Source organism: Actinomadura sp. NPDC048394, from assembly GCF_040651755.1.
In the GTDB taxonomy this organism is placed as follows: domain Bacteria; phylum Actinomycetota; class Actinomycetes; order Streptosporangiales; family Streptosporangiaceae; genus Spirillospora; species Spirillospora montaniterrae.
In genome coordinates, this window is record NZ_JBEZJL010000056.1 from 40,581 (window position 1) to 62,707 (window position 22,127).

21 protein-coding genes are annotated in these 22,127 nt (G+C 74.5%); 11 read left to right on the forward strand and 10 right to left on the reverse strand.

The window, feature by feature from the left end; all coding sequences use genetic code 11:
- Positions 1–54: 54 nt before the first annotated feature.
- Positions 55–366 carry a mycothiol system anti-sigma-R factor gene (gene rsrA / locus AB0C78_RS33970; RefSeq protein WP_151541342.1) on the reverse strand — a complete coding sequence of 104 codons (312 nt, stop codon included), beginning with the start codon at positions 364–366 and terminating at the stop codon, positions 55–57.
- A gap of 89 nt (positions 367–455) precedes the next feature.
- The gene (locus AB0C78_RS33975) at positions 456–1,061 is read right to left on the reverse strand and encodes a sigma-70 family RNA polymerase sigma factor (RefSeq protein ID WP_151541343.1); all 606 of its coding nucleotides are present in this window, start codon (positions 1,059–1,061) and stop codon (positions 456–458) included.
- A 446-nt stretch (positions 1,062–1,507) separates the two neighbouring features.
- Between AB0C78_RS33975 and AB0C78_RS33980 the strand changes: the two genes are divergently transcribed.
- Positions 1,508–2,311 (forward strand): methyltransferase domain-containing protein, encoded by an 804-nt coding sequence (locus AB0C78_RS33980; RefSeq protein ID WP_360756020.1) that lies wholly within the window; start codon positions 1,508–1,510, stop codon positions 2,309–2,311.
- A 22-nt stretch (positions 2,312–2,333) separates the two neighbouring features.
- On the opposite strand, the gene AB0C78_RS33985 is transcribed toward AB0C78_RS33980, so the two are convergent.
- Positions 2,334–2,666 carry a TraR/DksA C4-type zinc finger protein gene (locus tag AB0C78_RS33985; RefSeq protein ID WP_360756022.1) on the reverse strand — a complete coding sequence of 111 codons (333 nt, stop codon included), beginning with the start codon at positions 2,664–2,666 and terminating at the stop codon, positions 2,334–2,336.
- A gap of 102 nt (positions 2,667–2,768) precedes the next feature.
- Complete coding sequence (locus tag AB0C78_RS33990) at positions 2,769–3,617, reverse strand: SOS response-associated peptidase (RefSeq protein WP_360756024.1); 849 nt, start codon at positions 3,615–3,617, stop codon at positions 2,769–2,771.
- On the opposite strand from AB0C78_RS33990, the gene AB0C78_RS33995 reads away from it, so the two are divergent.
- The 6 genes from AB0C78_RS33995 (at position 3,616) to AB0C78_RS34020 (ending at position 10,243) form a co-directional block, all read left to right on the forward strand.
- Positions 3,616–4,689, forward strand: coding sequence for a DoxX family protein (locus AB0C78_RS33995; protein ID WP_360756026.1), 1,074 nt, complete (start codon positions 3,616–3,618; stop codon positions 4,687–4,689). The genes AB0C78_RS33990 and AB0C78_RS33995 overlap by 2 nt on opposite strands.
- Before the next feature lie 254 nt (positions 4,690–4,943).
- A complete protein-coding gene (locus tag AB0C78_RS34000; RefSeq protein WP_360756068.1) occupies positions 4,944–5,432 on the forward strand; it encodes a sigma-70 family RNA polymerase sigma factor in 489 nt (162 codons plus the stop codon).
- Positions 5,429–6,130 carry a zf-HC2 domain-containing protein gene (locus tag AB0C78_RS34005; RefSeq protein WP_360756028.1) on the forward strand — a complete coding sequence of 234 codons (702 nt, stop codon included), beginning with the start codon at positions 5,429–5,431 and terminating at the stop codon, positions 6,128–6,130. The genes AB0C78_RS34000 and AB0C78_RS34005 overlap by 4 nt, the downstream gene beginning before the upstream one ends.
- Before the next feature lie 50 nt (positions 6,131–6,180).
- Positions 6,181–7,497, forward strand: a complete 1,317-nt coding sequence (gene aroA, locus AB0C78_RS34010; RefSeq protein WP_360756030.1) for a 3-phosphoshikimate 1-carboxyvinyltransferase — start codon at positions 6,181–6,183, stop codon at positions 7,495–7,497.
- A gap of 76 nt (positions 7,498–7,573) precedes the next feature.
- Positions 7,574–8,539, forward strand: coding sequence for a ribosome small subunit-dependent GTPase A (gene rsgA / locus AB0C78_RS34015; protein ID WP_360756033.1), 966 nt, complete (start codon positions 7,574–7,576; stop codon positions 8,537–8,539).
- A 78-nt stretch (positions 8,540–8,617) separates the two neighbouring features.
- Positions 8,618–10,243, forward strand: coding sequence for a serine/threonine-protein kinase (locus AB0C78_RS34020; protein ID WP_360756036.1), 1,626 nt, complete (start codon positions 8,618–8,620; stop codon positions 10,241–10,243).
- Positions 10,244–10,283: 40 nt separating this feature from the next.
- On the opposite strand, the gene AB0C78_RS34025 is transcribed toward AB0C78_RS34020, so the two are convergent.
- Positions 10,284–11,150 (reverse strand): hypothetical protein, encoded by an 867-nt coding sequence (locus AB0C78_RS34025; RefSeq protein ID WP_360756038.1) that lies wholly within the window; start codon positions 11,148–11,150, stop codon positions 10,284–10,286.
- A gap of 125 nt (positions 11,151–11,275) precedes the next feature.
- Here AB0C78_RS34025 and hisN point away from each other — a divergent pair, with 125 nt between their 5' ends.
- From hisN to lhgO, 3 genes are all read left to right on the forward strand, one after another.
- Positions 11,276–12,079 carry a histidinol-phosphatase gene (hisN, locus tag AB0C78_RS34030; protein WP_151541352.1) on the forward strand — a complete coding sequence of 268 codons (804 nt, stop codon included), beginning with the start codon at positions 11,276–11,278 and terminating at the stop codon, positions 12,077–12,079.
- 159 nt (positions 12,080–12,238) lie between these two features.
- Positions 12,239–12,430: a hypothetical protein gene (locus AB0C78_RS34035; protein WP_151541353.1), complete on the forward strand. Its 192-nt coding sequence runs from the start codon at positions 12,239–12,241 to the stop codon at positions 12,428–12,430.
- Between the two features lie 45 nt (positions 12,431–12,475).
- On the forward strand, positions 12,476–13,654 hold the full coding sequence (gene lhgO, locus AB0C78_RS34040; protein ID WP_360756071.1) for an L-2-hydroxyglutarate oxidase: 1,179 nt from the start codon (positions 12,476–12,478) through the stop codon (positions 13,652–13,654).
- Between the two features lie 4 nt (positions 13,655–13,658).
- Here the strand turns inward: lhgO and AB0C78_RS34045 are convergent, their stop codons facing one another.
- Both AB0C78_RS34045 and AB0C78_RS34050 read right to left on the reverse strand, forming a co-directional pair.
- Positions 13,659–15,131 carry a carboxylesterase family protein gene (locus AB0C78_RS34045; RefSeq protein WP_360756041.1) on the reverse strand — a complete coding sequence of 491 codons (1,473 nt, stop codon included), beginning with the start codon at positions 15,129–15,131 and terminating at the stop codon, positions 13,659–13,661.
- 91 nt (positions 15,132–15,222) lie between these two features.
- Positions 15,223–15,876: a TetR/AcrR family transcriptional regulator gene (locus AB0C78_RS34050; protein ID WP_151541355.1), complete on the reverse strand. Its 654-nt coding sequence runs from the start codon at positions 15,874–15,876 to the stop codon at positions 15,223–15,225.
- A gap of 104 nt (positions 15,877–15,980) precedes the next feature.
- Here AB0C78_RS34050 and AB0C78_RS34055 point away from each other — a divergent pair, with 104 nt between their 5' ends.
- Positions 15,981–16,847, forward strand: coding sequence for an oxygenase MpaB family protein (locus AB0C78_RS34055; protein WP_360756044.1), 867 nt, complete (start codon positions 15,981–15,983; stop codon positions 16,845–16,847).
- Here AB0C78_RS34055 and AB0C78_RS34060 read toward each other — a convergent pair.
- From AB0C78_RS34060 to AB0C78_RS34070, 3 genes are all read right to left on the reverse strand, one after another.
- On the reverse strand, positions 16,817–17,626 hold the full coding sequence (locus AB0C78_RS34060) for an SDR family oxidoreductase (RefSeq protein ID WP_360756047.1): 810 nt from the start codon (positions 17,624–17,626) through the stop codon (positions 16,817–16,819). The two genes, AB0C78_RS34055 and AB0C78_RS34060, sit on opposite strands and share 31 nt — an antisense overlap.
- 8 nt (positions 17,627–17,634) lie before the next feature.
- Positions 17,635–18,993, reverse strand: coding sequence for a cytochrome P450 (locus tag AB0C78_RS34065; RefSeq protein WP_360756049.1), 1,359 nt, complete (start codon positions 18,991–18,993; stop codon positions 17,635–17,637).
- 104 nt (positions 18,994–19,097) lie between these two features.
- Positions 19,098–22,088 carry an AMP-binding protein gene (locus tag AB0C78_RS34070; protein ID WP_360756052.1) on the reverse strand — a complete coding sequence of 997 codons (2,991 nt, stop codon included), beginning with the start codon at positions 22,086–22,088 and terminating at the stop codon, positions 19,098–19,100.
- Positions 22,089–22,127 lie beyond the last annotated feature (39 nt).

Here is a 22,127-nt window from a genome sequence, read left to right on the forward strand (position 1 = left end):
GACACCGCCGCCGCTCGGGCGATCAGCGCCGGACCGTACGGGGCGGGAGGGTCCTCAGGCGGACTCGGACGCGCCGGTGCCGCCGGACGCGACGCCGCCGGACGCCTTGATCTCGCCGCAGATCTCCTCGATCCGGCCGAGCACCTTCGAGCGCAGCTCGGCCGGCGCCTGCTCGCACCCGCAGGACTTGTTCACGATCTTCTTGACGGCCTCTTCCAGGCCGTACTCGCGCAGGCAGGGCCCGCACTCGTCGAGGTGCTCGCGGACCTCGCCGCAGCCGCCCTGGTCGAGTTCGCCGTCAAGGTAGGTGTAGACGCGCGCGAGGACCTCTTCGCAGGACGTCTCGTGGTGGTCGCCACAGCTCATGGCTCACGCACCCCTCTCGCTCACCGCGCCGCGCCCGGCCGCGGTGTCCGGCATGTCGCTCCGCTCTACGCGTCCGGCGCTTCCCCGGCTCATGCCGGCCCCCCGGTGGCGCGCGTCAGGCCGCGGTCCTGAGCGTAGTCCTCCAGCATCCCGCGCAGCTGCCGGCGACCCCGGTGCAGCCGCGACATCACCGTGCCGATGGGCGTGCCCATGATGTCGGCGATCTCCTTGTAGGCGAAGCCCTCGACGTCGGCGAGGTAGACGGCGATGCGGAACTCCTCGGGCAGCTCCTGCAGCGCCCGCTTCACGTCGGAGTCGGGCAGGTGCTCGAGCGCCTCCGCCTCCGCGGACTTCAGTCCGCTGGAGGTGTGCGACTCGGCGCGCGCGAGCTGCCAGTCCTCGATCTCCTCGGTCGCGGACTGCTGCGGCTGGCGCTGCCGCTTGCGGTAGGAGTTGATGAACGTGTTGGTCAGGATGCGGTACAGCCACGCCTTGAGGTTGGTGCCTTCCTTGAACTGGTGGAAGGACGCGAACGCCTTGGCGAAGGTCTCCTGTACGAGATCCTCGGCGTCCGCCGGGTTGCGCGTCATGCGCAGCGCGGCCGAGTACAGCTGGTCCAAGAACGGGAGCACGTCGCGCTGGAACCGCTCCTGGCGCTGCTCAACGGTCTCCGTGGTGCCCGGTACCTGACCCACCCCCTTGACTGTGGCGCCCGTGGCCTTGGCCGGCCTGGTGGCGTCGTATCCCACAGACGATATCGGGCCGCGCTGCCTCATCACGCCCCTGGGGGCGCGCGCGCCGCCGGGCGGGGACACTACCCCCGCGCCGCGCGGGTAATCGGCAACGGCTGTGGTCATCGGCCTGCACCTCCGCTGTGTGCTCGTCCATCGCCCCGCCCGCGAGCGCGGGCGGTGCGGTCCGTCCGGTCGTGCCGCACCACGCATGCGGACGGTTATGAGACGGTGCAACGCCGGGACGCGCCCGCCGATTCCCCGACCGGGAGCCGCGCGCGGAAAAGATTCCGGACGTCCCCGAGCGGACCGGGTCGCCCCCGCCCGGCCTGCACGGAGGGTGATGACCGGGCCCTGACGGGGAAAGAACCCACATACACGGCGAGAACAGGAGCAAACCGTTGCTACCGGTGCCGGCGCGACCTCCCGAGCCCACCATCGCCAGCCTGCGCGACTCCCCCACGGAGGGCGACGCTCTGGCGCGCTACTGGAGGTTCTACTGGGCGGTGGCCGACGCGCAGCTGGCGCGCTGGCTGCCGCGCCGGCCGTCGCGCGTCCTCGACATCTCCGGCGATCACGGGCGCTGCGCCGAGCGCGCCGCGGAGGCGGGGCACACCGTGATCGAGGTCCGCGACCCGCTGCTGGAACGCCGCACCGCTGGGGCGCTCGCGGCGGGGACGTCCGGTGACGGGGCGTCCGGGCCGGGACCCGCCACGACCAAGGTCCTCGGGGACTCCGGCTCGCTGGCCTTCCTCGGCGGCGCGTCGATGGACGCCGTCCTCGCCGAGAACCGGGTGCTGTCGCGGCACCTGGCCACCGAGGAGACGATCGCGGAGATCGCACGGGTGTTGCGGCCCGGCGGGCGCGTGCTGCTGTGCGTGGACTCGCTCACGCTCGGGATGGCGCTGCTGGCCGAGCAGAGCCACTGGGCGCACCTGTCGGACGTGCCGAGCGCGGAGGTCGTCCTGGTGCCCTGGCCGGACGGGACGATCACCCGCTGCTTCGGCGCCGACCAGCTCCGCGAGCTGCTCGCCGAGGTCGGGCTCGAGGTCGCGTGGATCAGGCCGCGCACGGCGCTGTCCCCGTCGACGGTGGAGCACGTGCTGTCCACGTCGCCGGACGCGCTGCCGCGCCTCGTCCGGACCGAGCTGAACGCCCCGCCCGGGGACGAGTCGCTGGGCTTCCACCTCCTGGCCAGCGCCAAGCGCCTCTAGGACGGCGCCTGGCGCCCGTTCGCTAGCGCCCGCGGCGGTCGTGCCGGGCCTGGCACGGCACGCACCTGGCGGCGTCGGGGCGGGCCTCCAGGCGCCCTTCCGGAACGGGGTCGCCGCAGCCGACGCACCGCCCGTAGGTGCCGGCGGCGATGCGGTCCAGGGCGGCCTGGACGGCGGCGCGGTGCCGGCGCAGCGAGTCGAGCGCGGCCTCGACCCGGTCGCGGTCGGAAAGGCCGGAGCCGGCGTCCGCCGGGGAATGGTCGCGCTCCGGGCTCTCCCCCCGCAGAATGGCGATGGACCGATCCAGATCCTCGACCATCGACTCCAGTCGGGAACGGGCGGCGGCTGCGTCCACGAGGTCCGAACTCCTCCCGGTGGGGGTCTCCGGGCAAAGCCCTCCGGCGGACGGGAGCGTCGGCTCCGGCCGCCGGAACCGGGAGGGGCCGGTGTACGGCGGTCAGAACAGCGCGCCGGAATGGTTGCCGGAACTATCCCCATCACTGGACGGTTCTATGAGTTCCGGGCCGTTGTTTTTCACGCTGTTGACCAGTTTCGACACCGGATAGGCGTCCATCGTGCCCGCCATCGCGGGGACCAGCAGGCCCCGCACCCGGTCCGGGTCGGTCAGCTCGGGGTCGAGCCACGCGTCCCACTGGTCGGGCCGCACGACCATCGGCATCCGGTCGTGGATCCGGCCGAGGTCGTCGGGCGCGTTCGTGGTGATCACCGTGCACGTCCACAGCCAGTCGGCGTCCTCGTCGTCGCGCGGCTTCCACAGCTCGTAGAGCCCCGCCATCGCCATCACGGCGCCGTCCTTCGGACGGATGAAGAACGGCTGCTTCTGCGGCTTCCGCTTGGCCTTCTTCTCGCCCTCCGCCGGGTCGTCGGAATCCTGCAGCGTGTACCACTCGAAATAGCCGTCCGCGGGCAGCAGGCAGCGCCGCTTGGCGAACGCGCGGCGGTACGACGGCTTCTCGTGGACGGTCTCGGCCCGCGCGTTGATCATGCGGGAGCCGATCGACAGGTCCTTGGCCCACGACGGGACGAGCCCCCAGCGCAGCGTCCGGAGCTGCCGCACCGCGTCCTCGTCCTCCGGGGCGTCCTTCGGGCGCCGGCTGAGCACCGCCGGGACCTGCTTCGTCGGGGCGACGTTGTAGTCGGGCTGGATCTCCCCGCCGGCCGCGTCGACCTGCACCTGGAACTCGTCCAGCAGCTCCTGACGCGCGCGGGTGGTGGCATATCGACCGCACATGGTCCCCATCCTGCCGCGCTTGAGGCGCATCGTGGCGGGCATGTAGCGGGTCATGCGACCCATCGAGACCCTGGCCCGCCCCCTGGTGGCGGCCCCGTTCATCATGACCGGTCTGGAGGCGGTCCGCGATCCGCGCCCGCGCGCCGAGCAGGTCGGGCCGTCGGTGAAGCCGATCGCCGACCGGATCGACTGGATGCCGAAGGACCCCGAGACCCTCGTCCGCATCGAGGGCGCGATCAGCGTCGGCACGGGCGCGCTGCTGGTCATGGGCAGGTTCCGGCGGCTGACGACGCTGCTGCTCGCCGCGCAGATGGTGCCGGCGCTGGCGACCGAGCACCGCTACTGGACCGAGGACGACCCCGACCGCCGTGCCGAAGAGCGCTCCCACCTGCTGAAGAACGCCGCGCTGTTCGGCGCGCTGCTGATCTCGGCGACCGAGCCCCGGCGCCCCCCGCGCCTCGCCGAGCTGCGCCGCGCCGCGCGCGAGTCCCAGATCAGGACGGGCGCCGAGGCCAAGGCGATGCGCCGGGAGGCGGCGGCGACGCTGCGGGAGGCGCGCCGCGAGGCGGCCCGGCAGGTCCGCGTGGCCCGCGCCGAGAGCGGCCGGAAGGCCGCCCGGAAGGCCGCGAAGGCGGCCAAGGCGGGCAGCGGCGGCGGTGCCCTGCTCGGCGCGAAGCTGGGCAAGGCGTCCGCGAAGGCCGGGAAGGCGTCCGGCAAGGCGTCCGGGATGATGGCGCAGGCCGGCAAGTCCATCAAGGCGGGCGCGGCGACGCAGGCCGCGAAGGCGGCCAAGACCGGCCGCGGCGGCGGCGCGAAGTTCGGCGCGAAGCTGGGCCGCGCGTCCGGGAAGGCCTCCGGCCGGGGCGGCGCGCTCCTCGGCGGCCTGAAGCTCGGCAAGGCGTCCAGGAAGGGCGGCAAGCTGGGGCTGATGGGCGGCAAGGCCGGGCTCATGGGCGGCAAGGCCGCCGGCAGGGCCGGGAAGGCGCAGGGCATGGCGTCCCAGGCCGGCAAGACGGTGAAGGCCCAGACCGCCGCGCAGGCCGCCCGCGCCGCGAAGGCCGGCAGGACGGTCGGGACCGGCACGGCGGTGCAGGCCGGCAAGGTGCTGCAGGCCGTCAAGCACTGAGCCCGCGCGGGGAAGCGGCCCGGCGCCGGTTTCCCGAAGGGAGCCTTAACGCGGCCTCAAATCGGTTGAACCGCGCGCCGGGCCGGCCGCGTACTGCCTGGTGCCCGCCCGCTACCTGGGTCCTTCGACCGACACGGAGACGCCCGGCCATGGCAGCACCCGGATCGACCCGCCGGACCGGCGGCCTGCGGAGCCTGCTCCGCAGGCCCGGCCCGGGCGGCGGACCGCCCCCCGCGCCGGCCGGCGAGGAGCTGGTGGCGCGGCTGTACCGGGAGTACCAGCGGCCGCTGATGTCGTTCGTGCTGCGGCTGACCGGCGGCGACCGGCAGTGGGCGGAGGACGTGGCGCAGGAGACGATGATCCGGGCGTGGCGCAGCGCGGACCGGCTGGACGTCCGGTCGGCCTCGCTGATGCCCTGGCTGGCCACCGTGGCACGGCGTATCGTGATCGACGACCGTCGGCACCGCGACGTCCGGCCGCCCGAGGTCGGCGACGCCCCCCTGGAGAACCTCCCGATGGCGGACGAGATGGACGCCCTGCTGCGCAAGGTCGTGGTGACCGAGGCGCTGGCCTCGCTGTCGCCCGCGCACCGGCAGGCGCTGACCGAGACGGTGCTGCGCGACCGGACGGTCAACCAGGCGGCCGAGCACCTCGGGATCCCGGTGGGGACGGTGAAGTCCCGGGTGTACTACGCGCTGCGCGCCCTGCGCGTCGCCTTGGAGGAGAGGGGGGTGGACTCATGAGTTCCCAGGTCGAGCACACCGATGTCGGCGCCTACGCGCTCGGGCTCCTCGAAGCCGGCGATCGGCGGGCCTTCGAGGCGCATCTGCGGGGGTGCGGCCTCTGCCAGGCCGAGCTGCGGGAGATGGGCTCGCTGGCGGAGGCGCTCTCCGGGATCGACCCGGCGGAGGCCGAGCCGCCGGGCGAACCGGCGCGGCCGCCGGCGCCGGTGATCGACCTGGTCCGGCGTCGGCAGGCGCGGGACCGGCGGATGCGGCGCGTCGCGTACGGGGCGGGCGCGGCGGCCGCGGCGGCGCTGGTGGCGATCGGGGTGGGGGTCGGGACGACGCTCGGCGGCGACGAGGGAGCGAAGCCGCAGCCGCAGCCCCAGGCGATCGTCGGCGAGCGGCACCAGGCGACGGACGCCCGGACCGGCGCGTCCGGCACCGTCGGGTTGGTGAACAAGAAGTGGGGCACGCAGGTCACGTTCGAGCTGACGAACGTCAAGGGCCCGCTGAAGTGCCATCTCGAGGCGGTGTCGACGTCGGGGGCGCGGTCGGTCGTCGGCGGCTGGCGCGTGCCCGAGCCCGGGTACGGCGTCCCCGGGTCCCCGAAGCCGCTCGCGATGCAGGGCGCGACCGCGCTCTCGCGCACCGAGATCAGCCGCTTCCAGGTGGTCGTGGACGGCGGCGGCGGGACGCTGCTGACCATCCCGCTCTGACCCGCATAACGGTTCGCGCCGTCCCCGGGCCCGCCCGATAACCTTGGGGCATGCCCACTCCGCACTGGAACGCCCCGGTGGCCGACGGCCCGGTCGACGCCACGGTCCGGCTGCCCGGCTCCAAGTCGATGACGAACCGGGCGCTGATCCTGGCGGCGCTCGCCGAGGACCCGGTGCGCATCACCCGGCCGCTGCACAGCCGCGACACCGAGCTGATGGCGGGCGCGCTGCGCGCGCTCGGCGCGAGCATCGGAGAAGACGCAAAGGCCGTTGCCGGGGGGTCTGGGGGGTCGTCCCCCCAGAAGGATGCCGACTGGCAGACGGTGCCGCAGGAGCTGCGCGGGCCGGCGCGGGTGGACGCCGGGCTCGCCGGGACGGTGATGCGGTTCGTCCCGCCCGTCGCGGCGCTCGCCGCCGGCGACGTCGCCATCGACGGCGACCCCTACGCCCGCAGGCGCCCGATGGGCCCGATCATCACCGCGCTGCGCGCGCTCGGCGCGTCCATCGACGACGGCGGTCGCGGCGCGCTGCCGTTCACCGTGCACGGGACCGGCGCGGTCGACGGCGGGCCGGTCACGATCGACGCGTCCGGGTCGTCGCAGCTGGTGTCCGGGCTGCTGCTGGCGGCGCCGCGGTTCGGCAAGGGCGTGGAGGTCCGGCACGAGGGGCCGCCGGTGCCGTCCGCGCCGCACCTGGCGATGACCGTCCGGATGCTCCGCGACCGCGGCGTCACCGTCGAGACGGACACCGACGTCTGGCGGGTCGCGCCCGGGCCCGTCCGCGGCGGCGAATGGGTGATCGAGCCCGACCTGTCGAACGCCGCCCAGTTCCTCTGCGCCGCGCTCGTCACCGGCGGGCGCGTCACCGTCCCGGACTGGCCGGACGACACCACCCAGCCCGGCGACGCGCTGCGCGACCTGCTCGCCCGGATGGGCGCGGACGTGGCGTCCGGCCCGGACGGGCTCACCGTCCGCGGGACCGGCGGGTTCGGCGGCCTGGACGCCGACCTGCACGACGTCGGCGAGCTGACCCCGGTGCTCGCGGCGCTCGCCGCGCTCGCGGACGGCCCGTCCCGGCTCACCGGCATCGCGCACCTGCGCGGCCACGAGACCGACCGGCTGGCGGCGCTCGTCACCGAGATCAACGGGCTCGGCGGGGACATCCGGGAACTGCCGGACGGCCTGGAGATCCGCCCGCGCCCGCTGCACGGCGGCGTGTTCCGCACCTACGACGACCACCGGATGGTGATGGCGGCGGCCGTGCTGGGGCTGGCCGTCCCGGGCGTCGAGGTGGAGAATCCCGGCACGGTGGGCAAGACACTTCCAGGCTTCACGGAGCTGTGGGCGTCGATGCTGGCGTCCGCCTGAGAGCGGCGCCCGCTCAGGAACGGAGACCGGACCACTGGCACGACGAGTACAGGACTACGACGAGGACGACGTCCGGGTGCGGCCCGGGCGCCGCGGGTCGCGGCCGCGGACCCGCCGCCGCCCGGCGCACGACGACGCCTCCGCCGGGTTCGTCACGGCCGTGGACCGCGGCCGGTACCGCTGCCTGGTGGACGGCGGGACCCGCGGCGAGCGGGCGGTCGTCGCGATGCGCGCCCGCGAGCTCGGCCGCAAGGGCGTGGTGGTCGGCGACCGGGTCGCGCTGGTCGGGGACGTGTCCGGCGCGCCGGACACGCTCGCCCGGATCGTCCGGGTGGAGCCGCGGGCGTCGTCGCTGCGCCGCACCGCCGACGACACCGACCCGTTCGAGCGGATCATCGTCGCGAACGCCGACCAGCTGGTGATCGTGACGGCGCTGGCCGACCCGGAGCCGCGGCCCCGGATGATCGACCGGCAGCTCGTCGCCGGCTACGACGCCGGGATGGACCCGCTGCTGTGCCTCACCAAGGCCGACCTCGCCGACCCGGACGGCCTGGTCGCCGAGTACGCGCCGCTCGGCGTCCCGTACGTGGTGACGCGGCGCGGCGGCGACCTGGACGAGCTGCGCGGGCACCTGGCGGGCCGGATGAGCGTGCTCGTCGGGCATTCGGGCGTCGGCAAGTCGACGCTGGTCAACGCGCTGGTCCCGGACGCGGAGCGGGCCGTCAGCCATGTCAACGCGGTGACCGGGCGGGGGCGGCACACCTCGTCGTCGGCGATCGCGCTGGAGCTGCCCGGCGGCGACGGCTGGATCATCGACACCCCGGGGGTGCGCAGCTTCGGGCTGGCGCACGTCGACCCGGAGAACGTGATCAACGCGTTCGAGGACCTGGCGGAGGGCGCGGCGGAGCGCTGCCCGCCGCTCTGCGACCACCTGCAGGAGTCCTGCGGCCTGGACGGATGGGTCGCGGACGGGCACGCCAGCCGGGCCCGGCTGGACTCGCTGCGCCGGCTGCTCGCCAGCCGGGAGGGCGAGCCGGAGTAGCCGCCGGCCGCAGCGGATCAGGCGAACCGGGCGAGAACGGCCCTTCACTCCGGGTGGTACGTCGGTATCGTCGCCTGCATGCTGCGCACGATCGACGAGGGCCGCTACGAGCTCCTGGAGGAGCTCGGCCGCGGCGGGATGGGCGTGGTCTGGCGCGCCCGCGACACGGTGCTGCGCCGCGAGGTGGCGATCAAGGAGGTGTCCCCGCCGCGCGGCCTGGACGGGACGCAGGCCGAGCGGATGTACGCGCGGACGATGCGGGAGGCGCAGTCGGCGGCGCTGCTCGACCACCCCGGCATCGTGACCGTGCACGACGTCGTCCGGGAGGACGGCCGCCCCTGGATCGTCATGCGGCTGGTGCACGCGCCCGCCCTGGACGCGGTGGTCCGGCGGGACGGGCCGCTCGCCCCGGACCGGGTGGCGCAGATCGGGCTGGACCTGCTGGACGCGCTCCGTGCCGCGCACGCCAAGGGCGTCGTGCACCGCGACGTGAAGCCGGGGAACGTCCTGCTCACCGACGAGCGGGCGGTCCTCACCGACTTCGGGATCGCGACCATCGCCGGGGACGAGACGCTCACCCAGACCGGCGCGATCGTCGGGTCCCCCGCCTACCTGTCGCCGGAGCAGGCCCGCCGGGAGGACGCGACTCCGGCGTCCGACCTGTGGTCGCTCGGCGCCACGCTCTACGCGGCGGTCGAGGGCCGCCGCCCGTACAGCCGCCCGGACATCTACGCCCTGATGGGCGCGCTGCTCCAGGACGACCCGGACCCGACGCGGCGCGCCGGCGCCCTGGAGCCGGTGCTCCACGGCCTGCTCCGCCGCGACCCGCGCGACCGGCTCGGCTACGAGGAGGCCGAGCGCCTGCTGCGCGCGGCCGCGGTCCCGCAAAGGGCGCACGGGCCGGAGCCGACCCTTGAGCCGCGGGGCCTCGACACCACCCTCGGTCAGGGCGGCGAAGGGACGCAGCCACCCGGCCCCGCTCCGGCGCCCGGGGCCTCGCCGTCACCGCACCCGGCGCCCCCGCGGCCCGCTCCGATGCCGGTCCCCGGGCCGTCGCCGCACCCGGACGCGGCACCGCCGCCCCGGCCGCGGCGGCGGTGGGAGCTGATCGTCCCGGCGGCGATCTTCTCGGTCGCGCTGGTCGCGGCGGCCGTGGTGTTCGCGGTCTTCGTCAACGGGAACGGTAACGGCGGCCCGACCGGCACCACTCCCAGCGCCCATCCGTCGCCGAGCGCGGGGTCCGGCGTCCCGCCGGGCTACCACCGGTACGAGGGGTCGGCGTTCGTGGCGGCCGTGCCCGACGGCTGGAAGGCCGACGGCTCGGGCGACGACGTCACCTTCACGGCGCCCGAGCAGGGCGCGACGCGGGGCGTGGCCGTGACGCGGGCGAAGCCGGGTCCCTTCGACACCAGCGACCCCGGGGACGCGCTCGCGGCGGCGACGAAGGACTTCGGCGACAAGGACTCCGGCTACGCCGACTACAAGCAGGTGTACTTCCACCGGAAGGTGCCCTACCAGGGCAAGGACGCGGCGGAGATCGAGTTCACCTTCAAGAAGAACGGCAAGGACAGCCGGGCGCGGGTGCGCGTCTTCGCGTTCGACGACGCCCTCTACCAGGTGATCCTCGCCGCCGACCAGGCGCACTGGGACGCGACCGTCCCCGTGTACGAGACGTTCCTCGCCAGCTTCCGCTCCTCCGGCTGAGAGCCGCCGCCTCCGGTCACGCGCCCCGTCACGCGCCCCGTCACCCGTCGGCGGGGCGCTCGTCCGGGGGGTCGCCGAACAGGGCGCGGGCCCGCGCCTCCGCCTCGTTCAGGGCCCGGACGTGCTCGGGCGCCAGCTCCTCCACGCACCGGGTCATCTCCTCGGTGACGTGGCTGAACGCGCTCTCCTCGGCGGCGCGCAGCGCGGCCCGCACGCTCGCGGACCGGGCGCCGAGCGCGGCCCACTCCAGCTCCAGCCGCGCGACGGCCTCGTCGAACGCGCGGGCCGTCCCGGCGCCCGCCTCCTTCAGCTCGCCGGGGATCGGGCCGCGCCCCGCCTTGCGGGCCTGCGCGGACAGGCCGGAGATGCGGCCGGCGAGCGCCAGCCCCTCGCGGGCCAGCGGCAGCACCTCGGTGATCAGGTCGGTGACGGCCCGGGCGAGCTCCTCGACCCGGGTGAGCAGGGTCCGCGTCGCCTCGTCCAGCGCGGCGGAGGTGCGGGCGGCGACCCGTTCGGCCACGTCCCGGCGGCTGCGGGACAGCACCGGGACGACGTCGCGGTCGAGCCGGCGGCGCAGCTCCTCCTCGCGGGCGCCGCGCCCGCCGGTGCCGGCGCGCTCCGCCCAGTCCGCCCAGAGCCGTTCGAGGCGCTCGTCGCCGGACGCGGCGATCTCCGCGGTGATCTCCTCCAGCGCCTCGCCGGCCCGGGCCTTCAGCCGTTCCACCCGCCCGTACAGGGCCTCCCGCCTGAACGGGTCGTTCAGGTCGTTCAGCTGCGCCTGGAGCCGGCGGGAGACGTCGATGGCGTGCTCGGCCAGGGGGACGAGGCGGTCGGCGAGCTCGTCGAGCGTCCGCGCGCGGCGCGGGTCGGTGAGCTCGGCGACCCACCCGGGTAGGTCGTGGGCCATGCGCCCATGCTGCCAGGTGCCCGCGCCCCGCACCGGCCGCCGCGCCCCGCGGGCGGACCGAAAAGCCGTAACGGCCCGGGGTGAGTGTGTCGGTGCGGGCCGTGATCGCGGTAGCGTGGCACGCCGTGGCGGGCTATTCCGATGACCTGCGTCTCGCGCACGTGCTGGCGGACGGGGCCGACGACATCACGACCAGGCGTTTCCGCGCCCTCGATCTGGACATCGAGACCAAGCCGGACCTGACGCCGGTCAGCGACGCCGACCGCAGCGTGGAGGAGCAGATCCGCGGCACGCTGAAGCGGGCCCGGCCGCGGGACGCGGTGCTCGGCGAGGAGTACGGGCGGACCGGGTACGGCAACCGGTGCTGGATCATCGACCCGATCGACGCCACGAAGAACTTCGTGCGGGGCGTCCCGGTGTGGGCGACGCTGATCGCGCTGATGGAGAACGACGAGATCGTGGTCGGGGTGGTGTCGGCGCCGTCGCTGAACCGGCGCTGGTGGGCGGCGCGCGGCGGCGGCTCCTGGACGGGCCGCAGCCTGACCCGCGCGACCCGGATGACGGTGTCGGCGGTGACGGAGCTGTCGGACGCGTCGCTGTCGTTCTCCAGCCTGAGCGGCTGGGAGGAGCAGGGCCGCCTCCCCCATTTCCTGGACCTGACGCGGCAGGTGTGGCGGACGCGGGCGTTCGGGGACTTCTGGTCGCACATGATGGTCGCGGAGGGCGCGATCGACATCTCCACCGAGCCGGAGGTGTCGCTGTGGGACCTCGCCGCCCTCCAGGTGATCGTGGAGGAGGCGGGCGGGATGTTCACCGACCTGTCGGGGGTGCCGGGCCCGGACGGCGGCAGCGTGGTGTGCACCAACGGCCGGCTGCACGCCGAGGTGCTGCGCACGCTGGGCGGCGGGCAGCTCTCGCTGCGCGTCTGACCGCCGGCCCGTCGCGGGTCCCCGGCTCCTCGCGTCTCCGACGGCCGGCTCCTCGCGGGTCTGACGGGTGGCTTCGCACCGGACTCGCGACATATCGTGGAACAGCGGTCGCGGGACGGCCGTTGTAACAGGTGGGCGGCCCGTCAACGGAGGTATCAGATGTCGACCAAGACCAAGGTAGTGATCGGTGGAGTCGTCGTCGGCTTCCTGACCCTGTTCGTGTTCCCGTGGTGGCTGAGCGCGCTGATCATCCTGGGCGTCCTCGGGGCGCCGCTCGCCGGCTACCTGATGCTCGACCCGTCGCAGCGCAAGCGCGTCCGCGCGCAGGGCCGCAAGCGCCTGGGCAGCTGATCCCGGCCCGGCCCCGCACGCCGTAGCATTCGCCTCGTGGCGGAGATGCGGATCGGTGTCGTCGGGGCCGGGATCCTGGGGCTGGCCGTCGCGCGGCGGCTGACCGCGACGCGGCCGGACGCGCGCGTGACGGTCCTGGACAAAGAGGCCCGCGTCGCGGCCCATCAGACGGGCCACAACAGCGGTGTCGCCCACGCGGGCCTCTACTACGCGCCGGGATCGCTCAAGGCGACCCTGTGCCGCCGCGGCATCGGACTGCTGAAGGACTACTGCGCGGAGAAGGGCCTGCCGTACGAGGAGTGCGGCAAGGTCGTCGTGGCGCGGGACGCGGGCGAGATCGGCCCGCTGGAGGAGATCGAGCGCCGCGCCACCGCGAACGGGGTGCCGGGCCTGCGCCGGCTGACCGGGGCCGAACTGCGCGAGATCGAACCGCACGCCGCCGGGGTCGCGGCACTGCACTCGCCGACCACCGCCATCGTCGACTTCCCGGCGGTGGCGCGCGCGTTCGCGGCCGACGTCACCGCGGGCGGCGGCGAGGTGCGGCTGGGCTTCGAGGTCGTCCGGCTCGGCCGGGCGGGCGACCGGGTCCGGGTCGGCTCACCGGACGAGGAGCTGCTCTTCGACCTGCTGATCGTATGCGCGGGCCTCCAGTCGGACCGGGTGGCCCGGCTGGCGGGCGACTCCCCCGAGCCCGCGATCGTCCCGTTCCGCGGCGAGTACTACCGGCTCGTCCCGTCCCGGACGGACCTGGTGCGCGGGCTGATCTACCCGGTACCCGACCCGCGGTACCCGTTCCTCGGCGTCCACTTCACCCGCCGCGTCGACGGCGGCGTCGACGTCGGCCCGAACGCCGTCCTGGCGCTGGCGCGGGAGGGCTACCGGCGCCGCGACGTCCGTCCGGCCGACCTGTGGGAGACGCTGCGCTTCCCCGGTTTCCGGCATCTCGCGCGGCGGCACTGGCGGACGGGCGCGAAGGAGCTGTACGGGTCGGCGGTCAAGCGGGCGTTCGTCGCGCAGGCGCGCGGTTTCGTGCCGGAGCTGACCGCGGACGACGTCGTCGCCGCGCCCGCGGGCGTCCGGGCCCAGGCGGTGGACCCGGACGGCTCGCTGGTGGACGACTTCCGCATCGGCCGCGTCGGCCCGGTCGTGACGGTCCGCAACGCCCCGTCCCCGGCGGCGACCTCGTCGCTGGCGATCGCCGAGCACGTCGCGGCGCGCCTCTGAGCGGTCAGGCCCAGAGCTCGCGGTCGCCGGCGCGGGGGTCGTGGACGATCGCGTCGGACGGGTGGCCGAAGAGCTTCACCGGGCGGGTGGACGGGTCGAACCGGTCCCAGCCGGGGTCGCCGTCGACGGCGAAGGAGACCCAGGCGCGGTGCATGCGGTCGGCGAGGTCCTGCGGCGGGTTCGGGCCGGTGAGGCCCTCGGGCTCGGCGGTGAGGTTGTCGAAGACGAACCCGAGTTCGAGGGCGTGGCAGGCGCCGAGGTCGTGGTTCGGGGACCGCCAGCCGAACTCGTACATCCAGGTGCCGCCGGTGCCGCCGGCCGCGGCGTGCCGTTCGGCGAGCCGGTTCGCGGGGACCCGGAACAGGCTGTCGGTGATGATCGTCGCCATCAGCTCGCCGGACGGGACGCCGGGGTGCCGGTCCCGGTAGCCGGCCGTGACGGCGGGCGGCACGCCCATCCCGGCGGTCGCGGCGACCACCAGGTCGTCGGTGAGGGCGGCGGCGATCCCGGTCGGCATCAGGAACAGCCGGAACTCCTCGGAGGTGTAGCCGGTGAGCAGGTCGACGTCGCGTCCGGCGCCGTCGCCGACCGCGTCCTCGGGCCGCCGGGCGAGCAGCTCGCCGTCCAGCACGGGGGTGAGGGACATACCGCCGGCGGCGGTCGTGGCGCCCCAGCGGCCGGGGTCGGGCAGCGCGGTGACCTCGGCGGCCACGGCGGACTGGATCGGCAGGATGGCGGCCGGGTCGAGCGCGGCGAACCCCTCGGCGGTCGGTTCGACGCCGAGCCGCGCGGCCATCTCCTTGGTGACGAGCAGCGCGTCCGCCGGGTCCTGCGCGATGGAGCCGGCGCCGCTCTGCGCGATCGCGCGGTGGAACAGGCCGAGGTCGAGGGAGAGCAGGGTGCTGACGCTCATCGCGCCCGCTGACTCGCCGAAGACGGTGACGCGGGCGGGGTCGCCGCCGAACCCGGCGATGTTGTCGCGGACCCATTCCAGCGCGAAGATCTGGTCGAGCAGCCCGCGGTTGGCGGGGGCGCCGGGCAGGTGCGCGAAGCCCTCGACGCCGAGCCGGTAGTTGACGCTCACGCAGACGACGCCGTCGCGGGCGAAGTTGCGGCCGTTGTAGACGTCGACGGCGCCGGAGCCGTTGCGGAACGCGCCGCCGTGGATCCAGACCATGACCGGCAGCCCGGAGCCGCCGGGCTCGGGGGTCCAGACGTTGAGGTTGAGGCAGTCGTCGCCCGGGATGACCGGGTCGGGCAGCAGCCGGTCGTAGGGGCGCGGGTAGCCGGGCTTGGGCGCGGTGGGCCCGTACTCGACGGCGTCGCGGACGCCGTCCCAGGGCTCGGGCGGCTGCGGCGCCTTGAACCGGTTCGCGCCGAACGGCGGCGCCGCGTACGGGATGCCGAGGAAGGCGGTGACGCCGTCCCGGGTGGTGCCGCGAACCTCGCCGTACGCCGTCCGAACGACCGCCGCCATGCCGCGCCTCCGATTCTAGAACGAAATTCGACAATCAGAGGGTACGGGACGGGCGCCCCGGGCGGAATGGGCGATTCAGCCGGTGCGCTGCCTAGGGGCGCAGCATGCGGGTCAGGTAGGCGCGGGCGAACGCGCGGATGGCGTCCTCGTCGTCGAGCGCGAGCCCGCCACCGGGGACCAGCAGCAGCGACACCGCGACCCTCAGCAGCACCTCCGCGACGGCGTTGTGCTCGTCGGCCCGGTCGGGGCGGGCCCGCCGGAGCCGGTCGGCGAGGACGTCGCGGGCGGCGAGCATCACCGCGCCGCCGTTCATGCTGAGCTGCGGCAGGAACGCCTCCGGCTCGCTCTGCAGGACCCGGGTCATCAGCGGGTGCGTGCGCGCGCTCTGCAACCCGGCCACGAAGCCCTCGACCACCGCGTCCTCGGGCGACGCGAGGCCCTCGGTCGCCCGGGCGATGCCGGTCAGGAAGCGGCGGCACTCGCGCAGGATCACCGCCTGGAGCAGCTGCTCCTTGTTGGTGAACCGCCGGTAGATCGTCGTGCGCGCGACGCCGGCGCGCTTGGCGACGTCCTCGACGCTGACCCGGCGCAGCCCGTAGGTCTCGAACTCGGCCAGCGCGGCGTCCAGGATCCGGGCGTCCAGGTCGTCGCCGTCGGCGGCGGGGTCGGACAGCCGGGCGAGCAGCCCGCCGTCGCCGCGCTCAGGCGTCCGGGCACCGGTCAGGGAGGTCGCGTCCGTGGTCATGGACGCACCTTAACCGGCCGCGGACCCCCTTCCGTGACATTCCGCGCAACACAGCTACAATTATCGTCGTTCTGTTCCACACTCGTCCCCCCTCGGCGGTGCCCATGCCCGACCCAGCGCCCACCCCTCTCGGCCCCGGCTCGCTGACCTGGCGGTACTTCGGCGACACCCGGATGCTGCTGGTCGGCCCGCGCGCCGCGGTGCTGCAGAACATGCTCCCGGCGCTCGGCCAGGGCGTCCTGGACCACTCGGTGTTCTTCTCCGAGACGTTCGCGCGGCTCAAGCGCTCCGCCGGGCCGATCCTCGACACCGTCTACGGCGGCGACCGGTCCGCCGAGACGGGACGCCGGGTCCGCGACTTCCACGTCGACATCAAGGGGACGATGCCGGACGGCGGCCGCTACCACGCGCTCGACCCCGAGACCTACTACTGGGCGCACGCCACCTTCCTCGACACCCTGCTCTACGGGATCGAGACGTTCGTCCGGCCGCTCGGCGAGGACGAGAAGCGCCGCATCTACGACGAGTCCAAGACCTGGTTCCGCATGTACGGGGTCAGCGACCGGGCCATGCCGGACGACTGGGAGGCCTTCCAGGCGTACTGGAAGCGGATGCTCGACGAGGAGATCGTCGCGCACAAGACCGCACGGTACGGCGTCGGCTACGTCACCAAGGGCCTGCCCGCGCCGCCGAAGGTCCCGGCGCCGGTGTGGCGGGCGGTGTCGCCGCCGCTGAACGCGGTCGCCCGGTTCGTCACGGTCGGCGGCCTGCACCCCCGGATGCGCGAGCTGCTGGAGCTGCCCTGGAGCGCGGCCGACGAGCGCCGGTACCGCCGGTTCGCGGCGATCGTCCGCCGCGGCAATGCGCTGTGGCCGCTGCTCCCGGAGACCGTCCGCTACTTCCCCCAGGCCCGCGCGGCCCGCCGCCGGGCCCGCGCCCGTCACGGGGCGGAGCGGATCCGGGCGTCGTAGGCCTTGCGGGCCTCGGGGTCGTAGTCGAGGAAGAGGGTGTCGAGGCCGTAGCGGCGGGAGACGGCCTGCCTCAGCCGGTCCGGCAGCAGGGCGCCGAGCCGGATCTGGCGGCCGAGCGCCTTCGGGACGACGACCTGCGGGCGCGGGCGCGCGATCAGGTCGGCGACGGCGGCGGCGATCTCCTCCGGCTCGCAGTTCCGCATCCCCTTCGGGCTGCGCGTCCCCGCGATCAGGTCAGTGTTGGTGAACGTCGGCAGCACCGCGCTGACGTGCACGCCCTTGCCCTGGACCTCCAGTCGCGCGGCCTCGGTGAACGCGACCACCGCCGACTTGCTGGCGTTGTAGAGCGCGAGGCCGGGCGTCGGCAGCACCCCGGCGACGGACGCCACGTTGATCACGTGGCCGCGCCCGCGCGGCAGCATCCGGCCCAGCGCGAGCTTCGTGCCGAGCATGACGCCGTGCACGTTGATGTCCAGGCAGCGGCGGGCGTCGGCGTCGCTCTCCCCGGTGACGGGCCCGATCGGCATGATCCCGGCGTTGTTCACCAGGACGTCCAGCGGCCCGGCGGCGTCCTCGGCGTTCGCCAGGAACGCCTCGAACGACTCGCGCGCGGTCACGTCGAGGGGGAACGCGGCGACGCCCAGCGACTCGCCCGCCTCCTTGACGGCGGCCTCGTCGATGTCGCCGATCACGACGGCGGCGCCCCGGGCCTTGAGCGCGCGGGCGGTCGCGAGCCCGATGCCGCGCGCCGCGCCGGTGATCGCGATGACCTTGCTCACGGGGCCTCCTACAGCCGGTCGAGGCGGACGGGCAGGCCGTCCTTCGGGGACGGCAGCGACGTGGTGTCCAGCGGCCATTCGTACCGCGCGGGCACGCGCCACCGGTACCGCTGCAGCACCTGGTGCAGGATCGTCTTCACCTGCATCCCCGCGAAGTACATGCCGATGCACTTGTGGGCGCCGCCGCCGAACGGCGACCACGCGTACTTGTGCACCTTGTCCTCGCGGCGCTCCGGCGAGAACCGCTCGGGGTCGAACGTGTCGGGGTCCTTCCACCACTGGGACATGTGGTGGTTGCTCAGCATCGGGACGACGACGGTCGTGCCGGCGGGGATGTGGTAGCCGAGGATCGAGGTGTCCTTGACGACCCGGCGCGGCAGCGCGGGGACGGGCGGGACCATCCGCAGCGACTCCTTCATCACCATGTCGATGCCGGTCAGCGCGTCGAGGTCCGCGTACTCCAGCGACGGCCGGCCGAGCCGCTCGGCGAGCGCGAACGTCTCGTCGCGCAGCCGCTCCTGCCATTCGGGGTACTTGGCGAGGTAGTACGCCATCGTGGTGAGCGTGATGGTGGTGGTGTCGTGCGCCGCCATCAGCGCGAAGATCATGTGGTTGACGACGTCCTCGTCGGTGAACCGCTGGCCGTCGTCGGTCTCCGCCTCGCACAGGGCCGCGAACAGGTCGTCGCCGCCGTCCCGGCGCTTGGCGGGCAGGTGCTGGTAGAAGAACGCCTCCAGCTCCCTGCGTGCCCGCAGGCCCTTGTTCCAGCGCAGGCCGCGGACGTTGAACCGGACGTAGGCGGTGCCGGCGCGGACGGCGTCGATGAACGCGCCGTTGACCCGGTCGGCCTCGGCGCGGTCCAGCTCGACGCCCATGAAGACGTCCGTGGCGAGGTCGAGGGTGAGCTGCTTGACGTGGTCGTAGACCTTGAAGCCGGACCGGGCGTCCCATGCCTCGACGCCGCGGACGATGCCGGGCGCCATCGCCTCCATGTACGCCTGGAGGCGGGGCCGGGTGAACGCCTGCTGCATGATGCGGCGGTGGTGCAGGTGCTCCTCGAAGTCGAGGAGCATGATGCCGCGGTGGAAGAACGGCCCGATGAAGTAGCTCCAGGCGGGCCCGTTCGCGAACGCCTTGTCCCGGTTGACCAGGACGGCCTCGGCGGCCTCCGGCCCCTGGACGGTGCAGGTCCGCATGCCGAGCAGCCAGCCCCACGCGATCGGGCCGTACTCCTCGTAGCGGCGCCGGGCCATCCCGATGGGGTCGCGCATCACGCTGAGGGTGTTGCCGACGTACGGGATTCCGGGGACGCCGGGGACCGCCTTGAGTCCGCTGCCCTCCGGCGGCGGCGCGAGCACGCTCGTCATGAACCCTCCGGACGCGCCGCCCGGGCGGGGGCCGGGGCGGCGTGCAACAAAAGTGCAGTTTCTGTCGCTTTGTTGTAACGCAACGGACGCCCGTAAGTCCAGACTTACGGAAGGTGAGTTACGCCGCCGGACGCGGGCGCGCGCAGCAGCCGCCGCCGCGCCGCCTCCGTCAGCGGCCGGTACGCGCCCGCCCGGTCCCGGTAGTACGTCCGCCCGTCCGCCGCCGCCGGGACGCCCTCCGCGCGCAGCGGCGCCGTCCGCAGCCGCCGCCCCGCCGTGACGGGCACCTCGTCCACCACCCGGACGATCGACGGCCGCAGCCCCGGCTCGACCCGCAGCAGCGCCTCCGACAGGTCCACCGGCTTCAGCTCGGCCACCCCGCGCAGGCTGACGGCCGCCGCCGCGAGCTCGGTGTCGCCGACCGGGACGCCGTAGACCGCGACGATGTCGATGTACGGCAGGTCGCCGAGCGCGTCCCGGATCGGCCCCGGCGGGACGATCCCCTCCGCCGTGCGGATCAGCTCCGCGTCCCGCCCGACCAGCCAGAAGTCGCCGTCGGCGTCGCGCCGGAACAGGTCGCCGGTGATCGTCCACGCGTCCTCGGGACGGAACACCCCGCGCACCGGCCGCGCCGCCGACCCGAGCGCCGACGGCCGGACCCGGGCGAGCAGCATGCCGATCTCGCCGGGCTCGCACTCGACCCCGAGGCCGTCCGGGCCCTGCACGAGGCGGCCGCTCTCCAGGTCGTAGCGGGCCAGCCGCACCTCGGCGCTGCCGGGCAGGGGGCGGCCGAGCGAGCCGGGCTTCTTGCCGCTGAGGTTGACCAGGATCGCCTCGCCCTCGGTCGAGGCGTAGAACTCCAGCACCCGCGCGGGCGCGAACCGGTCCTCGACCCGCCGCCACAGGTTCCGCGGCATCCCCGACCCGATGAACAGCCGCACCGCGTGGTAGCGCTCCGCCGGGTTCGGCGGCGCGTTCACCAGGTCGCGCAGCAGCGTCCACGTGTAGGACGCGACGGTCACCCCGTAGCGGCGCGCCTCGTCCCAGAACGTCGCCGGGTCGTAGCCGCTGGCGAGCGCGAGCCGCGCGCCGCCCGCGACGGCGCCGCCGAGGCTCATCAGCAGCGCGGACGGGTGCTGCAGCGGCGTGATGCTGTAGACGGTGTCGGCCGGGGACAGCGCGGCGGACGAGGCCGTGCCGAACGCCGACAGCGCCCACCGCCGGTTGGTGATCCGGTTCGCGCGCAGGTGCTCGCCGTCCCCGCTGAAGATCACGAACGCGAGGTCGCCGGCGCGCCCGGGGTTCGGCCGGTACCAGCGCGGCAGCTCCACGGTGTCCGGGTCGATCAGCTCCATGTCGGTCAGCGGCCCGCGCGCGCCCTGCCGCCCATCCTGCTGCCGGTCGCCGCGTCCCCCGCCGCCCAGCAGGAAGCCCTCCACGCCGTCCAGGCGCGCGGCCCGCGCGGCGTGCTCGGGGTCGGCGATCACGCGGGTGACCCCGCTCAGCCGGGCCTCCGCCGCCGGATCCCCGTCCGGGCGCAGCAGCACCGCGACGGCGCCGAGCCGGCTCAGCGCCGCGACGAGCGCCAGCGCCGACGGCCGCGTCCCCATCAGCACGCCCACGGCGTCGCCGTGCCGGACGCCGATGTGGACCAGCCCCCGCACGACCGCGTCGATGCGCCGCTTCGCCGCGTCGTGGGTGTGGGCGCGCCCCTGGTAGAGGAAGAACACCTCCTCCGGCATGCGCCGCGCCTGCTCGTCCAGGAGCAGGCCCATCGACATCCGCGTGTCGGAGTGGATCCGCTCCAGCCGGGCGAGCCGCGGCAGGTTCTGCGCGGCCTCCCCGGTCAGCTGCCGCGTCCCCTGGACGGCCCGCGCCGCCGTCCGCAGCGCCGAGCGCGCCGCGTTCGTCCCGATGCCCATCGCGAGCTGGAGGCCGTAGCCCGCCGGACCGCCGGGAAGGGACGCCGGCGGCGCCTCCTCGTCCCCGGTCACCGGCGCGACGATCTCCGGCAGGTCCCCGCCGCCCTCGCGCCAGCGCACCCACGCCGCCACCGACGGCCACGTCCGCGAGATCGCGAGGCTGCCCACCACGAGCCCGAAATGCCCGGCCCGCAGGCACGCCTCGTACACCTGGGCGCGCGGCGCGGCCCGCCGGATCCCGCGCACCATCGGCGGCGCCGCGATCTCGTCGACCTCGCCGACGAACGTCAGCACCGGGCAGGTGATGTCGGCCAGCGTCACCAGCCGGTCGCCGATCACGAACCCGCCGGTCAGCATCCGGTTGTGCTGGATGAACTGCCGGATGAACTCCGCGAGCGCCGGGCCGGGCCACGACACCCAGCCCTCCCGCTCCAGGAACCGGCGCTGCCGCTCGCGCGGCGCCAGCCGCTCCCGGTCGTGCAGCTGCATGATGAACTCGGCCCGCGACCGCACCGACTTCACCGGGCTGAGCAGCTGGAACCCCAGCCGCGTCACCCAGCCCGGCACCGCGAACCCGCCGAGCATCCAGTCCGGGATCCGCTCGGCGCCCTCCGTCGCGATCCAGCTCGGCAGCCCGAACGGCAGCCCCACGCTGGTGTCGGACGGGCTGCCGAACGTCACGATCGACGCGACGCCCTCGCTGCGCCGGTACGCCGCCGCCTGGTAGACGAACATGCCGCCCTGCGAGTACCCGGCGAGGTGGACGTCCCGCCCGGTGATCGCGCGGACCCGGTCGATCGCGTCGCTGACCGCCACGACGTGGTCGGTGACGGTCCGCTCCAGCCCGCCGGGCTCGCGCTCGGGCGCGCCGAAGTCGACCACCCACGGGTCGACGCCGAGATCGCGCAGCACGCCGACCGCGCTGACCCGCGAGGAGATGTCGTACACCTCGGCGGTGATCATCAGCGGCGGGACGAGCAGCACCACCGGACCGTCCGCCGACTCCGGGAAGTAGTGCCGGAGCCGGTACACCCGCTGCTCGGCCACCACCTCGAACGGGGAGGCGTCCTCCTCGGTGTCGAGGCCGCCGAAGCGGGCGACCTCGAGGGCGTTCTGGGCGGTGGAGCCGAGGCGGGAGCCCAGGCGAAAAAGCGTCGTGGCAACAGACGGCATCGTCGACCTCTCAGAGCGTCAACCCATGTTGTCCGTTAT